The sequence below is a fragment of the Streptomyces sp. NPDC058457 genome, assembly GCF_042720695.1.
Taxonomy (GTDB): Bacteria; Actinomycetota; Actinomycetes; order Streptomycetales; family Streptomycetaceae; genus Streptomyces.
This window is the reverse complement of the sequence record NZ_JBHXLU010000101.1, coordinates 1-13630: the sequence shown is the minus strand read 5'-3', so window position 1 is coordinate 13630 and position 13630 is coordinate 1. Positions and strand designations below refer to the sequence as shown.

Annotated in this window: 9 protein-coding genes; 3 read left to right on the top strand and 6 right to left on the bottom strand. The window is 70.0% G+C overall.

The features are described from left to right. Nucleotides 1-16 precede the first annotated feature (16 nt). The 3 genes from ACFWPS_RS45405 (at nucleotide 17) to ACFWPS_RS45395 (ending at nucleotide 4886) form a co-directional block, all read left to right on the top strand. Complete coding sequence (locus tag ACFWPS_RS45405) at nucleotides 17-898, top strand: shikimate dehydrogenase (RefSeq protein WP_383717768.1); 882 nt, start codon at nucleotides 17-19, stop codon at nucleotides 896-898. A 109-nt stretch (nucleotides 899-1007) separates the two neighbouring features. After that, on the top strand, nucleotides 1008-2798 hold the full coding sequence (locus ACFWPS_RS45400; protein WP_383717765.1) for a bifunctional sugar phosphate isomerase/epimerase/4-hydroxyphenylpyruvate dioxygenase family protein: 1791 nt from the start codon (nucleotides 1008-1010) through the stop codon (nucleotides 2796-2798). A gap of 213 nt (nucleotides 2799-3011) precedes the next feature. Beyond that, nucleotides 3012-4886 (top strand): ArnT family glycosyltransferase, encoded by a 1875-nt coding sequence (locus ACFWPS_RS45395; RefSeq protein WP_383717762.1) that lies wholly within the window; start codon nucleotides 3012-3014, stop codon nucleotides 4884-4886. Nucleotides 4887-4941: 55 nt separating this feature from the next. Here ACFWPS_RS45395 and ACFWPS_RS45390 read toward each other — a convergent pair whose 3' ends face one another. The 6 genes from ACFWPS_RS45390 to ACFWPS_RS45365 form a co-directional block, all read right to left on the bottom strand. Further along, nucleotides 4942-7827 carry a glycoside hydrolase family 2 TIM barrel-domain containing protein gene (locus ACFWPS_RS45390; RefSeq protein ID WP_383717759.1) on the bottom strand — a complete coding sequence of 962 codons (2886 nt, stop codon included), beginning with the start codon at nucleotides 7825-7827 and terminating at the stop codon, nucleotides 4942-4944. Nucleotides 7828-7874: 47 nt separating this feature from the next. After that, a complete protein-coding gene (locus tag ACFWPS_RS45385) occupies nucleotides 7875-8741 on the bottom strand; it encodes a carbohydrate ABC transporter permease (RefSeq protein ID WP_383717757.1) in 867 nt (288 codons plus the stop codon). Next, nucleotides 8738-9706, bottom strand: a complete 969-nt coding sequence (locus ACFWPS_RS45380) for a carbohydrate ABC transporter permease (protein WP_383717754.1) — start codon at nucleotides 9704-9706, stop codon at nucleotides 8738-8740. The genes ACFWPS_RS45385 and ACFWPS_RS45380 overlap by 4 nt, the downstream gene beginning before the upstream one ends. A gap of 20 nt (nucleotides 9707-9726) precedes the next feature. Continuing rightward, nucleotides 9727-10992, bottom strand: a complete 1266-nt coding sequence (locus ACFWPS_RS45375) for an ABC transporter substrate-binding protein (RefSeq protein WP_383717752.1) — start codon at nucleotides 10990-10992, stop codon at nucleotides 9727-9729. A 249-nt stretch (nucleotides 10993-11241) separates the two neighbouring features. Beyond that, nucleotides 11242-13086: a glycoside hydrolase gene (locus ACFWPS_RS45370; RefSeq protein ID WP_383717750.1), complete on the bottom strand. Its 1845-nt coding sequence runs from the start codon at nucleotides 13084-13086 to the stop codon at nucleotides 11242-11244. After that, nucleotides 13058-13630, bottom strand: a 573-nt coding sequence (locus ACFWPS_RS45365) for an ROK family protein (RefSeq protein WP_383717748.1), incomplete at its 5' end; no start/stop codon positions are given. The genes ACFWPS_RS45365 and ACFWPS_RS45370, both read right to left, overlap by 29 nt.

Sequence of the window (13630 nt, the reverse complement as noted above, 5' to 3'; positions counted from 1 at the left end):
CGCTCAGGAGGGCCACGTGGCCAAGGACTCGTATCTCGTCGGACTGATCGGTTCCGGCATCGGCCCGTCGCTCAGTCCGGCCCTGCACGAGCGCGAGGCCGACCGGCAGGGACTGCGGTACCTGTACCGGCTGATCGACATCGACGTGGTCGGCGTTCCGCCGGAGGCCGTGGGGGAGCTGGTGCGGGCGGCGCGTGATCTCGGCTTCGACGGGCTGAACATCACGCACCCCTGCAAGCAGCTGGTCATCGAGCACCTGGACGCGCTCGCCCCGCAGGCCGAGGCGCTCGGCGCGGTCAACACGGTGGTCTTCGAGGCCGACGGGAGCGCCGTCGGCCACAACACGGACGTGACCGGGTTCGCGGCGTCGTTCGCGCGGGGCCTGCCGGATGCCTCGCTGGAGCGGGTGGTGCAGCTCGGCGCCGGGGGCGCGGGGGCCGCCGTCGCGCATGCGACGCTCACGCTGGGGGCCGAGCGGGTCACCGTGGTGGACGCGGTGGCCGACCGGGCGGCCGGGCTGGCCGAGCAGCTGTGCGGGCAGTTCGGGGCGGGCCGCGCGGTGGCCACGGGTCTGGAGCGGCTGCCGGAATCGCTGGCCGGTGCGGACGGGCTCGTCCATGCGACGCCCACCGGGATGGCTGCGCATCCGGGGCTGCCGGTGCCTGCGGAGTTGCTGCATCCCGGGCTGTGGGTGGCTGAGGTCGTGTATCGGCCGCTGGAGACCGAACTGGTCCGTACCGCACGGGCGTTGGGGTGTGCCGTGCTCGACGGGGGTGGGATGGCTGTGTTCCAGGCCGTGGATGCGTTTCGGTTGTTCACGGGGCGGGAGCCGGACAGTGGGCGGATGCTGGCCGACATCGGGGAGTTGGCCGGGAAATCGGCGGGGCAGGTCGTGTGACGGGTGCGGACCGGTTGTGGCTGGTCGCGCCCACGCGGCGGCAGCCGCAAATTGATACAGCCCCGCGCCCCTGAAGGGGTGCGTTGCAGTGGACGTAAGGAAAAAGGTCATGCGTACTTCCATCGCTACTGTCTCGCTCAGTGGGTCACTGACCGAGAAGCTCACCGCCGCCTCGCGGGCCGGGTTCGACGGTGTGGAGATCTTCGAGAACGACCTGCTCGCCAGTCCGCTGTCTCCCCGCGAGATACGGGCTCGGTGTGCCGACCTCGGGCTCACCGTCGACCTCTATCAGCCCATGCGGGACATCGAAGCCGTTCCGGACGACGAGTTCGCGCGCAACCTTCGCCGCGCCCGGCACAAGTTCGGGCTGATGCGGGAGTTGGGGGCCGACACCGTTCTCGTCTGTTCCTCCGTCTCCCCGCTCGGGATCGACGACGACGATCTCGCGGCCGAGCAGCTCTCCCGACTGGCAACGCTCGCGCAGGACTTCGGGATCCGTGTCGCCTACGAGGCGCTCGCCTGGGGGCGGCATGTCAGTACGTACGACCACGCCTGGCGGATCGTCGAGGCGGCCGGGCATCCCGCGCTCGGGACCTGTCTCGACAGCTTTCACATCCTCTCCCGGGGGTCCGATCCCAAGGGCATCGAGGACATCCCCGGTGCGAAGATCTTCTTCCTCCAGCTGGCCGATGCCCCGCTGCTCGCCATGGACGTGCTCCAGTGGAGCCGGCACTACCGGTGCTTCCCGGGGCAGGGCGGGTTCGACGTCGCCGGGCTGGTAGGGCATGTGCTGCGCACGGGGTACGACGGGCCGCTCTCCCTCGAAGTCTTCAACGACGTCTTCCGGCAGGCCGAGGCCGGGCCGACCGCCGTCGACGCGCACCGTTCGCTGCTGGTGCTGCAGGAGGCCGTCGGAGCGGGGGAGTTGCCCGCGCCGGTGGCGCCGACGGGAGTCGCCTTCGCCGAACTCGTCACGCCGGACGCCGAACCCGTGTCGGCGTTGCTCGGCGCGCTCGGCTTCGCCCGGACCGCGCGTCATCGGAGCAAGCCCGTCGATCTGTGGGAGCAGGGCGAGGCCCGGATCCTGGTGAACACGGGCCCGGCCGCCCGCCGTGACGGCACCGGACTCGCCGCCGTCGGCCTGGAGTCACCGGACCCGCGGGCCGCCGCCCGCCGCGCCGAGGCCCTGCTCGCCCCCGTGCTGCCCCGCCGCCGCGCCCCCGAGGACGCCCCGCTCGACGCGGTCGCCGCCCCCGACGGCACGGAACTGTTCTTCTGTGCCACCGGTCGCGGCCCCGAACTCCCGGACTGGCGGGCCGACTTCGCTGAGGTACCGCACGAGCCGGGGGCGGCTGCGGCGCGCATCGACCACCTCGCGCTCGTCCAGCCCTGGCACCAGTACGACGAGGCGACCCTCTTCCACCGCAGCGTCCTCGGCCTGCACGCCCAGGAGAGCGTCGACGTCGCCGACCCCTACGGGCTGCTGCGCTCCCGTGCCGTCACCAACGCCGACGGCAGCGTCCGGATCGCCCTCGGGGTCGGCGCGGCCCCGGCCGACGACACCCTGCACGCCCAGCACATCGCCCTGGCCGTCGAGGACGTGGTCGCCGCGGCCCGGGCCTTCCGCGCCGCCGGTGGCGGGCTGCTGCCCATCCCCGCCAACTACCACGACGACCTCGCCGCCCGGTACGAGTTCGCCGACGGCGAGCTGGAGACGTACCGCGACCTCGGCATCCTCTACGACCACGATGCGGGCGGTGTCTTCCGGCACTGCTACACACGGACGGTCGGACGGGTGTTCTTCGAACTGGTCGAGCGGGATCCCGGGTATCGCGGATACGGCGCCCAGAACGCCCCGGTGCGCCTCGCGGCCCAGCACGCCGGGCGGCCGGCCCGCTGAAACGGTGCCGGGTGAGCTTGCAGTGAGAGGGCGGTGAGACACCGGCAGGGTTCAGGATCCTTACAGCTTCCACGACCGATACTCACGAACATCCTGAATGTTCCTTGACATTCCGGATGTGACGTTCGTCGAGATCCAGTCGTCCTAGAGGCCGTAGAAGTCCAGGGCGTTCTGGAAGTCCTGGATACACGGGAGTCCTGGAGGCCGTCCGCGATGCCGAGCCCTGTCAGCGCCGAGCCGCTCGTCCATGTCGAGGGGCCACCGCCCCCGCCGACCCGGGCGCGGAGCCGTACCCAGCGCTACGAGCGCCCGATCCTCGCCGGCATCGCCACCGTCGCCGCGCTGCTCTTCTTCTGGGGCATCTGGCACAGCGCGTACCACGCCTTCTACGCGAGCGCGGTCCGCAGCATGACCGACAACCCGGTGGCCTTCCTCTACGGCTCCTTCGACCCGGGCAACTCCATCACGCTGGACAAGCTGCCCGGCTTCCTGTGGCCGCAGGCCCTGTCGGCGCTGGTCCTCGGCTTCCACCCCTGGTCCCTGGTGGTCCCGCAGGCCCTGGAGGGCGTGGCCTCGGTGGTCCTGCTCCACGTGGTCGTACGGCGCTGGGCCGGCGTACCGGCCGGGCTGCTGGCCGCCGCCTTCCTCACGCTCACCCCGGTGACCGTGGGCCTCGGCCGTTCCGTCACCGAGGACGCGCCGTTCGTCCTGCTGTTGCTGCTGGCCGTCGAAGCGACCCAGCGGGCCACCGCCCACGCCCGGCTGCGCACCCTCGTCCTGGCCGGCGTATGGGTCGGGGCGGCCTTCCAGTGCAAGATGCTGGAGGCCTGGGCGGTGCTGCCCGCGCTGGCCGCGACCTATCTGGTGGCCGCTCCGACCACGCTGCGCCGCCGGATCCGGGACCTCGCCGTGTCCGGGGCGGTCATGCTGGCGGTGTCCCTGTCCTGGATGCTGGCCGCCGGCCTCACCCCGGCCGCCGCCCGCCCCTACCTCGACGGCACGACCGACAACTCGCCGATCGCCCTGGTCGTCGGCTACAACTTCCTGACCCGCTTCCAGGCGCTGGGCGTCGACGCGGCCGGCACCGGGAGCATCGTCGCCGACCGGGCGCACGGCAGGGCGTCGGCGGGGATGGGGGACAGCGTCTGGAAGATGTTCAGCCCCGGGCTGGCCAGTCAGACCGGCTGGCTGTACCCGCTGGCGGCGCTGGGCCTGGCCGCCGGGCTGGTCACGCTGTGGCGTCGCCGCCCGCAGCGCACCGATCCGTTCCTGGCCGGGTACCTGCTGTGGGGCGTCTGGCTGGTGACGTTCTTCCTGGTCTTCAGCTTCGGCAGCGTGACCGGACACACCTACTACATGGGTGTGGTGGCGGTCGGCCTGTCGGCCCTGGCCGCGACGGCCGTGACCCGGGTGCGGCGCCGGAACGTGCTGTGCGCGGTCCTCGCCGTCAACGTCGGCTGGTGCGCGGCCCTCACCCTGTACTACCCGCGCTTCTTCACCTGGTCGGTCGGTGTCGCCGCGGTCCTCGCCCTGCCGGCGCTGGTCCTCTTCGCCGTCGGCGGGTCCCGTCCGCGCAGGACCGCCCTGGCCGTCGCCCTCGCGGCCGTCCTGGTCGTCCCCGCCGTCTGGTCCGTGTCGGCGACCTCCCTGCGCTACAACCAGCCCGGCGGCTTCGGCCGGATCGGCCCGGGCAGCATCGCCACCCGCAACGGCGCCTCCGCCCTGACCCCGGCCCAGCAGCGCGTCCTCGCCTACCTCACCGCCCACCGCGACGGCGCCCGCTACCTGGCCGCCGTGCCCCGCTGGCAGATGGCGGCGCCGTACATCCTCTCGGACAACGCCGCCATCCTCCCGCTCGGCGGCTTCACCGCCCATGTGCCGTACCCCGCAGCCGGTACCTTCCACCACCTGATCGACACCGGCCGGCTCCGCTACGTCCTGCTCTCCGCGGCCGACCTCACCCACCGCGCCCGGGGCGCGAAGACCCCGGGCCGGGCCCTGGTCCGCTGGGCCATCGGCCACTGCTCGCCCATCCACGTCTCGCGCTACACCCTGTACCGCTGCGGGGCCGCCGGGCACGGACGCTGAGCGGACCGAAGGCCCCGGACCACGCACGGTCCGGGGCCTTCCAGGGCGGAGCGGATCAGCCGATGTCCGAGAACACGAAGGAGAACTCGGCCGGTCCGGCGTGGAGCTGGTACTGCGGCAGGACGCCCGGGCCGCAGGACTGCGAGCCGATGCCGTGCTGGCCGTGGTCCAGGTTGACCCACACCCCCGCGGCGGAGCCGCTGTCGGATGCAGCGTCGGCGACGAGGTCGGTGCGGTGTTCCGCAGCATCCAGCTGTTCGGTGGTCCAGCGGCGGGCCGTGAACCAGAACTCCGGGTCGCCCTCGATCCGCAGGCCGCCGAGCTCCGCCCAACGGACGTCCGCCCGGGCGCCGTTCTCCTGCGGACGGACGTACGGCGTCTGCAGGTCGTCCACCGTCGACTGCCAACGGCCCAGCACCGACGCCGTCCTGGTGTCCGGATACGCCTCGCCCGGCCCGCCGCCGAACCACTGCACACGGTCGGCCGCCGGCAGTCCGAAGCGGACGCCCAGCCGGGGCAGCGGCACCGTCCAGTCGCCGTCCGGGGTCACGGACACGGTGAGCCGCAGGCGGCTGCCGTCCGTGGTCCAGCGGTAGACCGTCACAAGACCGAACTCCCAGGCGGCGGGCGCCACCCGGGTGCGCACGGTCAGGGCGTCGCCGGCCGGCTCCACCGCGTCCAGGCGGTGCCGCATGCGGTGCAGACCGAACTTCCGCCACAGGGTGCCGTAGCGGATGTCGCTCTGCCAGGCCGCGCCGTCGTCGTTGTCGGTCGTCGCCCGCCACACGTCCAGACGCAGTCCGGTCACGGCCACCGAGCCGATGCTCCGCAACGCGCCGCTGCGCGCGTCGAAGACGGCGGGGCCGAGGGTGACCAGCCCGTCGCCGGACACCACCGGTCCGGCGGAGGTGGCGAAGGACGGCAACTGCCGCCCCGAGACGGGGATCTGACCCCAGGCCACCACATGGCCGCGCGGTCCCCAGACGGTGTCCGCCGCCAGCAGGGCCCGTACCGTCCACTGCGTCTCGCCGCTGCCCGTGGCGACCGGCGGCTCCGGCAGCTTCACCTCCGCCGACTCACCTGCCGCCAGGGCCGGTACGGCCAGACTGCCGGACTCGACGGTCTCGCCGCCGACCTGGTACGACCACTCGAAGTCCAGCGCCGACAGATCGGCGAAGTCCTGCCTGTTGGTGACGCGGACGGTGGCGCCGTCGCCCTCGATGCGGACGGGCTCGATCACCTTCTTGTACTCCACAAGCCCGGGGGAGGGCCGCCGGTCGGGGAAGACCAGTCCGTCGCAGACGAAGTTCCCGTCGTGCAGCTCCTCGCCGAAGTCGCCGCCGTAGGCGTAGTCGTAGCGGTCGTCTTTGATGCCGTGGTCGATCCACTCCCAGATGAAGCCGCCCTGGAGCCGGTCGTACGACTCGAAGATCCGCTGGTAGTCGGCGAGGCCACCGGGGCCGTTGCCCATCGCGTGCCCGTACTCGCAGAGAATGAAGGGGAGTTGACGGCGCTTGTGGGTGCCGCCGTCCAGGCCCCGGCCGATCCGCTCGACCTCGGCGTGGTCGGCGTACATCCGCGAGTACACGTCCGTGTCACGGCAGTCGATGTCACCCTCGTAGTGCACGAGCCGCGAAGCGTCCCGGCCGTGGATCCACTCGGCCATCGCGGTCAGGCCGCGTCCGGTGCCGGCCTCGTTGCCCAGGGACCAGATCACCACCGACGGGTGGTTCTTGTCGCGCTCGACCATCCGGGCGGCCCGGTCGAGCAGGGCCGGGGTCCAGCGGTCGTCGTCGACCGGGTTGTCCCGCCAGGCCTGCTCGGTGAAGCCGTGGGTCTCCAGGTCGCACTCGTCGATCACCCACAGGCCGTACTCGTCGCACAGGTCGAGGAAGGCCGGGTGCGGCGGGTAGTGGGAGGTGCGGACCGCGTTGATGTTGTGCCGCTTCATCAGCAGCACGTCCGCGCGCATGGTCTCCAGGTCGAGCGCGCGGCCCCGCTCGGGGTGCCACTCGTGCCGGTTGACGCCCTTGAAGAGGACGGGCCTGCCGTTGACCTTGATCAGGCCGTCGGCGAGCTCCACCGTCCGGAAGCCGATGCGCAGCGGCACCTGCTCGCCCTCGGTGGCCAGCACCCCGTCGTACAGCCTGGGGGTCTCGGCCGTCCACGCCTCGACCGGGACGGTCACCGGCTCGCCGGTGGCGATGTCGATACCCAGGTCCGGCACGGTGACCCGGCCGGCCACGTCGGAGTCGACGCGCAGTGTGCCCGCGCCGGCGACATGGTCGTAGGAGGCGTGCACGAAGAAGTCGAGGACGCTGCCGGCCGGGCGGTGCAGCAGGGTCACGTCCCGGAAGATGCCGGGCAGCCACCACTGGTCCTGGTCCTCCAGGTAGGAGCCGGCCGACCACTGGTGGACGCGGACGGCGAGCACGTTGCCGGCCGGCTTCAGCAGCCGGCCGACGGCGAACTCGTGCGGCAGCCGGGAGCCCTTGAACTCGCCGATGTCCGTGCCGTTCAGCCACACCCGGGCGCAGGACTCGACGCCGTCGAAGCGCAGCACCGTCCCACCGTCCGCCGGGTCCCAGCCCTCGGGCAGGTCGAAGAACCGCAGGTGGTCACCGGTGGGGTTCTCGGTCGGGACCCGGGGCGGGTCGACCGGGAACGGGTAGAGGTGGTTCGTGTAGATCGGCGCGCCATGCCCCTGGAGTACCCAGTGCCCCGGGACCGGGACCTCCGCCCAGCCGCCGGCGTCGTACCCCGGCTCGGCGAACGAGTCGTCCTCGGCGTCGGCCGTGGGCGACAGCCGGAAGCGCCAACTGCCGTTCAGAGAGAGGGACGTGGCGTCCGAGGCGGGGTACCAGGCGCGAGGCGGCAGAGCCCCGGAGCCCGGCGAGACGTCCTCGACGTAGCCGACAGCCGTGGCGGAGCGGAAAGACATCGGTCTCCAGGTCTTTCGAGGTGTTTTCGAGGCGTGTTCGAGGTGTGTCAGCCCTTGATGCCGGTCTGCGCGATCCCCTGGACCAGCCAGCGCTGGAGGAAGAGGAAGACGAACACCAGCGGCAGGATGGAGACGGCGGTGGCCATGAAGATCAGGTGGAAGTTGACGGTCTGGTTGGTCATGAAGGAGGAGAGCGCGATCTGCACGGTCCAGGAGCTCGGGTCCTGGCCGATGACCAGCGGCCACAGGAAGGAGTTCCAGGCGCTGATGAAGGTGATCGTGGCGATCGCCGCGAAGAAGTTCAGCGAGTTGGGTACGACGATCCGCCAGTACGCGCCCCAGTAGCCGAGCCCGTCCACGCGTGCCGCCTCCTCCAGCTCCTTCGGGAATCCGAGGAAGTACTGCCGGAAAAGGAAGCAGGTGAAACCACTGAACAGGCCCGGAATGATCAGACCGCGGTAGGTGTCCACCCAGCCGAGTGACGAGACCAGCACGAAGCTGGGCACGAAGGTGACGGCCGTGGGGACCATCAGTGTGGCCAGGACCGCGTAGAAGACCTTGTTGGCGTGCCGGTACGGGATGCGGGCCAGGCCGTAGCCGGCCAGGGAGCACACCAGGAGCGTGCCGACCGTGGTCAGGACGGCGACGACCAGCGAGTTCACCATGGAGCGGCCGAACTCGACCGTGGGGTCGTCGAACAGCTCGGAGATGTTGCCCCACTGGAAGGAGGGCAGCAGCTTCCAGTTCTCGCCCGTGATCTCCAGGTCCGTGGAGAGGGCGTTGCGGACGATCAGGTAGAAGGGGATGAGGAAGAGCAGGGCGGCGATGCCGACGGCGACGTACAGACCCGTGTTGCCGAAGACGCCCCCGCCCTTCCTGCGTCGCTTGCCGACCCGAGGTGCGGTGGTGGTCACTTGGACTCATCCCCCCTTCCGAATCCCATGAACTTGCCCTGGACCAGGGTGACGAGGCAGATGAGCAGCGACAGGATGACCGCGCCGGCGCTGCCCGCGCCGTAGTCCTGGCTGGTGCCGAGGGCCGTCTTGTAGAGCTCCATGAGCGGCGTCTGCGCCCAGGTCGCCTTCTGTCCGACGATGTTGAAGAACTCGTCGAACGCCTGGTAGGCGGCGATGAGCAGCAGCAGGATCACCGCGGTCGAGGTGGCGCGCAGCTGCGGCAGCGTGATGTACCGGAAGGTCTGCCAGCCCCGCTTGGCGCCGTCGATGGCGGCGGCCTCGTACAGCTCGGCCGGGATGTTCTGCAGTGCGGCCAGGAACAGGATCATGTAGAAGCCCGACTGGATCCACAGCCGCAGGGTCACGATGACCAGCCAGTACCAGGGCGGAGTGGGGTTGGACATCCACGCGATGGTGTCGGCGCCGAACCAGCCGATGACCGTGTTCGCGAGTCCGAAGCGGACACCGCTGAAGATGGACATCTTCCAGATCAGGGCGGCGGCCACGTACGAGACGGCGGTCGGCAGGAAGAACACCGACCGGAAGAAGGCCCGCATGAACCGCAGCTGGTTCACCAGCAGCGCCAGTCCGAGCGACAGCGCCCAGGTGGTCGGCACGATGAACGCGGCGAACACGGTGAACGTCAGCAGCGAGTCGGGGAAGCCGCTGTTGGTGAGGATCTGCTTGTAGTTGTCGAAGCCGATGAAATGGCTCGGCGTGACGGTGTAGCGGGCGTCGAAGAAGCTGAGCCAGACGCTCCAGCCGATCGGCACGATGACGAAGATCGCCAGGCCGATGAGGAAGGGCCCGGTGAAGAGCCAGAAGTTCACGGTCGGGTTGCCCCGCAGGCCCCGCCGCGGCCGGGCCTGGGAGGCCTTGGCCGGGGCGGGCTGGGCGACCCCGCGTGTGGTGGTGGTCGACATGTCGTGGTCTTCCCGGTGGCCTATCCGAACAGCTTCTTGAGCTCGACGTTGACCTTCTTGTCGCAGGTGTCGAGCGCCGCCTCGGGGTCGCCGTTCTTGCGGACGGAGGACGCGATCACGTCGGCGAACGCGGTCTGCATGGTCTGGTCGTAGGCGATGTTGTCGAAGTGGCCGTAGTCGGTGAAGAGCTTCACGCCCTCGGCGGCCAGGCCCGACTTGAGCTTGGTGGCCCCGCTGGCGATCGAGGTGCGCGGCGGGATGTGGAAGCCGTACGAGGTGGCCCAGTCCTCCTGGTACTTCTTCTGGTCGATCCACAGCCACTTCACGTACTCCTTGGCCGCGTCGACGTTCTTGCCCTTGGCGTTGACGAAGATCGACCAGCCGCCGTTGTAGACGGACGGCTTGCCGGCGCTGCCGATCTTCGGGAACGGGAAGATGCCGAGGTCGTCGCCGAGGGCCTTCTGCATGGCCGGCATGGACCACATGCCGCCCCACTGGATGGCGCACAGGCCCTGGTTGAGCGAGGACGGGTCCCAGAAGTCGGTCGGTGCGTCCAGGAGCACGTTGCCGCTGGTGAACAGGGTGCGGAGCTGCTTCAGACCCCCGACGACACCGTCCGTGTGGTAGGCGATCTCGTTCTTGTCGTTGATGGTGTCGGCGCCGGCGGACCAGATGATGGGGTTCTGGATCGCGCTGAAGTCGTTGCCGAGGAAGACGCCCTTGACCTTGCTGGTGGTGAGCTTGGCGGCGGCCTCTATCAGTTCGTCGAGGGTGGTCGGGACGTCGACCTTGGCCTTCTCCAGCATCGACTTGCGGTAGTAGAAGAACTGCGGGTCGTCGATCATCCGGATCCCGTAGATCTTCCCGTCGACCGTGTGGGAGTTGATGTCGTTCGGGTTGAAGTCGTCCTTGACCGGGTCGATGATGTCGCTCAGGTCCGCCACCTGGCCGCTCTTGACGAGCTGGAGCTGCGGGTGGAACTCGAAGACGTCGGGCGCCTTCTTGGTGAGCAGGGCCGCGAACAGCGCGGACTCGAAGTTGTTGCCCGTGATCCAGTTGGTGCTCACGTCGGCCTTCTTGTACGCCGCCGCGTAGCGCTTGAGGGCCTGCTCCGTCCCCGCCTCGCCGTAGGCGTGGAAGTACTGGGTGAGCTGGGTGCCCGACCCGCTCCCCCCGCCTCTGCCGTTGTTGCTGCCGCACGCCGCCAGCGTGCCGGCGGCGGCCATGCCCGCCGCCGCCCGGAAGAGGGACCGGCGGGACCAGTTGTTGTTGCTGAGTGCCGACATGCTGACGTCCTTGTCTGTCGAGTGCGGCTGTGCCTCTACGGCCCGTGGGACCTCGGAACCAGATGGCTGAAATTGCGTTGCGGAGCGGGACGTTAACCTTCGGCTAATACTTCGGCAAGAGGTTGGACGAAGTCTGCGTGAAACGTTGCACCCGGTTCGGGATGACGAACAGGTGGGAAAGCAGAGCGAGTTGAGGACCGCCGGGTCAGGGGGTGGCCGGCGGCCCTCGGTCGGGGCGGTGCGGTGCGGTTACTGCCTGGTCCAGGCCTCGTTGGCGCCGCTGTTGCAGCTGTAGAGGATCACCCTGCTGCCGTCTGCGGTGGCCTGCCCGCTGACGTCCAGGCACTTGCCGGACGCCTCGCTGAGGATCTGCCCGTTGGCGTTCAGCAGCCAGCGCTGGCTTGCGTCACCGGTGTAGCCGGCGGTGGCCGACAGGCCGGAACCGGAGGCCGTCAGATAGCCGTTCGGGCCCTTCAGGGCGCCCTTCGCGTCGTACGACCAGGACTGGTCCGCCGCGCCCGTGCAGGTGGCGATCGCGGCCCCGGAGGCGTCCGCCGTCAGGCACTTGCCGGACTGCTTGCCCGCCAGCGCGCCGGCCACGGCCGAACTGCCGTGTCCCTTCTGGTCGAAGACGTACGTCGTGATCGAGCGGGCGCCGAGGGTGGCGGACAGCGTGCCCGAACTCACCGACGGTTTCGCGACGTCGGCCCAGTCCTCGGTGGCCGAGGTCCGCACCGCCTCCCTGGCCCGCACCGGTGTCGCGTTGTTGAAGTGCAGACTCAGCGGGGTGTCGGTGGTGTTCTGGTTGTTCACCACGACCACCCACTTGCCGCCGCTGTCGTAGGCCGACACCTCGACCCCGTCCGGCGCCCCGGTCACGTTGTGCGCGACCGAGCCGGGTTTCACGAACTTGCTGTACTGGCCGAGGGCGTAGTACCGCTTGGTGAAGTACAGCGTCTGGTTGCCGTCGGTCGCATAGTCGGGGTCGTAGTAGATCAGGCCGTCGTTCCAGCCCTCGTCGTTCTTCGTGTACGGGTCGCTGCCGTACCCGCTGGCGAGCGCCACCCACCACTGGAAGGCCGAGTCGTGGGCGCTCGCGAAGTCCTTGTAGATGATCCGGGACATCAGCAGGGCGTTGTCGATGGACGGGTCGTACTCCTGGTTCCAGCCCGTCGAGCCCTTGCCGAAGCAGCAGATCTCCGAGGCCCAGGACGTCTTGCCGGCCGTCCTCGCGGTCTCGTAGACGTTGCCGAGCTGGCCGTCGGTCGGGTTGTTGTACGTGTGGTGGGCGAGCGCGGACACGTACTGCGCGGTGTCCGGCTGGGACAGCCACTGCGGGACCTCGGTGCTGAACAGCGCGGTGCTGCTGGACTCGTCGGCGATGATGCCCGTCTTCTGCTGCCGGGCCCGCTGCTCGGCGCCGAGCGCCCGCACGATGTCGTCGCGCTGGTCGACGGTGACCTGCATGCCCTCCTGGCCGCACGAACCGAAGTCGTTGTCCGGCTCGTTGAAGGGGCTGATGTAGTCCAGTTCCACGCCCTGGCGGGAGAAGTGGTCCGTGACGTCGGCGATGTACCCGGCGTAGGCGGTCTCGTCCTCCGCCTTCAACTGGCCGCCGCAGCTCTGCCCGTTGGTGGTCCACTGGGCGGGCGCGCTGTTGACGAAGCCGATCAGGTCCTCGACGCCGTACTTCGCGGCGTACTTGAGGAAGTCCTGACCGCCCTTGTCCTTGCTCCAGTCGTACGAGCCGTCGGAGTTGAGGAAGTCCTCGGCGGCCCGGGCCGGGGTGGTGACCGCGGCCCCGCCGCCGCCGATGTTGTAGCGGTACGAGCTGAGGTCCAGGCCCTGCATGGAGAAGAGCAGCTTCGCCACCCGGGCCTGGACCTTGGGGGAGAAGTTCTGCAGGTCGTTGACCCACCAGGCGCCCGAGGCACCGATGTCGTCGATGGTCTGGGCGGCGTGCGGGGAGACCTCGGCGGCGGTGCCGGTGGCGGCCGAAGCGGGCGGTGCTGATATCAGGGGTCCGGCGACGGCCATTACGGCTGCGGCCGTCAGGAGGACCGATCTACTGCGGTGGGGGTGAGACACGTGCATCCCTTCCGTCGTCATGAAGGCGGTGCGGTGCGGTACGGCTCCTTGCGGGGGTGGTGCGTTTCGGTGACCTCTGTCCCACGGCCTGCAGGGCGCCCTCCAGGGCGAACGTGGCCGCGCCCAGACAGACCGGGTCGGTGGGGACGGGAGAGAGGACGATCTCGGTGGCGGCGAACGGCCGCTGCAGCGCGTGCCGGCGGACGGCCTCGCGCACTTCGTCGAGCAGTGGCGTGCCCAGCTTCCTGGCGACCCAGCTGCTGAGCACGACCACCTCGGGGTTGTACAGGTTCACCAGGTCCGCGATGCCCGCGCCCAGGTAACGGGCGGTGTCGCGGACCACCTTGACGGCCACCGGGTCGCCCGCGGCGACCCCCCGGCTCAGGGCGTCGATGGTGGCCGTCTGGTCCTCGGGGTGCAACAGCGTGGAGCGGGGGCTGAGTTCGCGCAGGTTGAGCATGATGCCGGGGGCGCCCACGTACGTCTCGACGCAGCCGTGGTTGCCGCAGTGGCACAGCCGGCCGTCCAGGACGAGCGTCGTGTGCCCCCA

What these genes read in the sequence shown, in the direction of transcription:
- ACFWPS_RS45400 (WP_383717765.1), top strand. Translation starts at nt 1,008, where the DNA reads ATGCGTACTTCCATCGCTACTGTCTCGCTCAGTGGGTCACTGACCGAG.
- ACFWPS_RS45395 (WP_383717762.1), top strand. Translation starts at nt 3,012, where the DNA reads ATGCCGAGCCCTGTCAGCGCCGAGCCGCTCGTCCATGTCGAGGGGCCA.
- ACFWPS_RS45390 (WP_383717759.1), bottom strand. Translation starts at nt 7,827, where the DNA reads ATGTCTTTCCGCTCCGCCACGGCTGTCGGCTACGTCGAGGACGTCTCG.
- ACFWPS_RS45380 (WP_383717754.1), bottom strand. Translation starts at nt 9,706, where the DNA reads ATGTCGACCACCACCACACGCGGGGTCGCCCAGCCCGCCCCGGCCAAG.
- ACFWPS_RS45375 (WP_383717752.1), bottom strand. Translation starts at nt 10,992, where the DNA reads ATGTCGGCACTCAGCAACAACAACTGGTCCCGCCGGTCCCTCTTCCGG.
- ACFWPS_RS45370 (WP_383717750.1), bottom strand. Translation starts at nt 13,086, where the DNA reads ATGCACGTGTCTCACCCCCACCGCAGTAGATCGGTCCTCCTGACGGCC.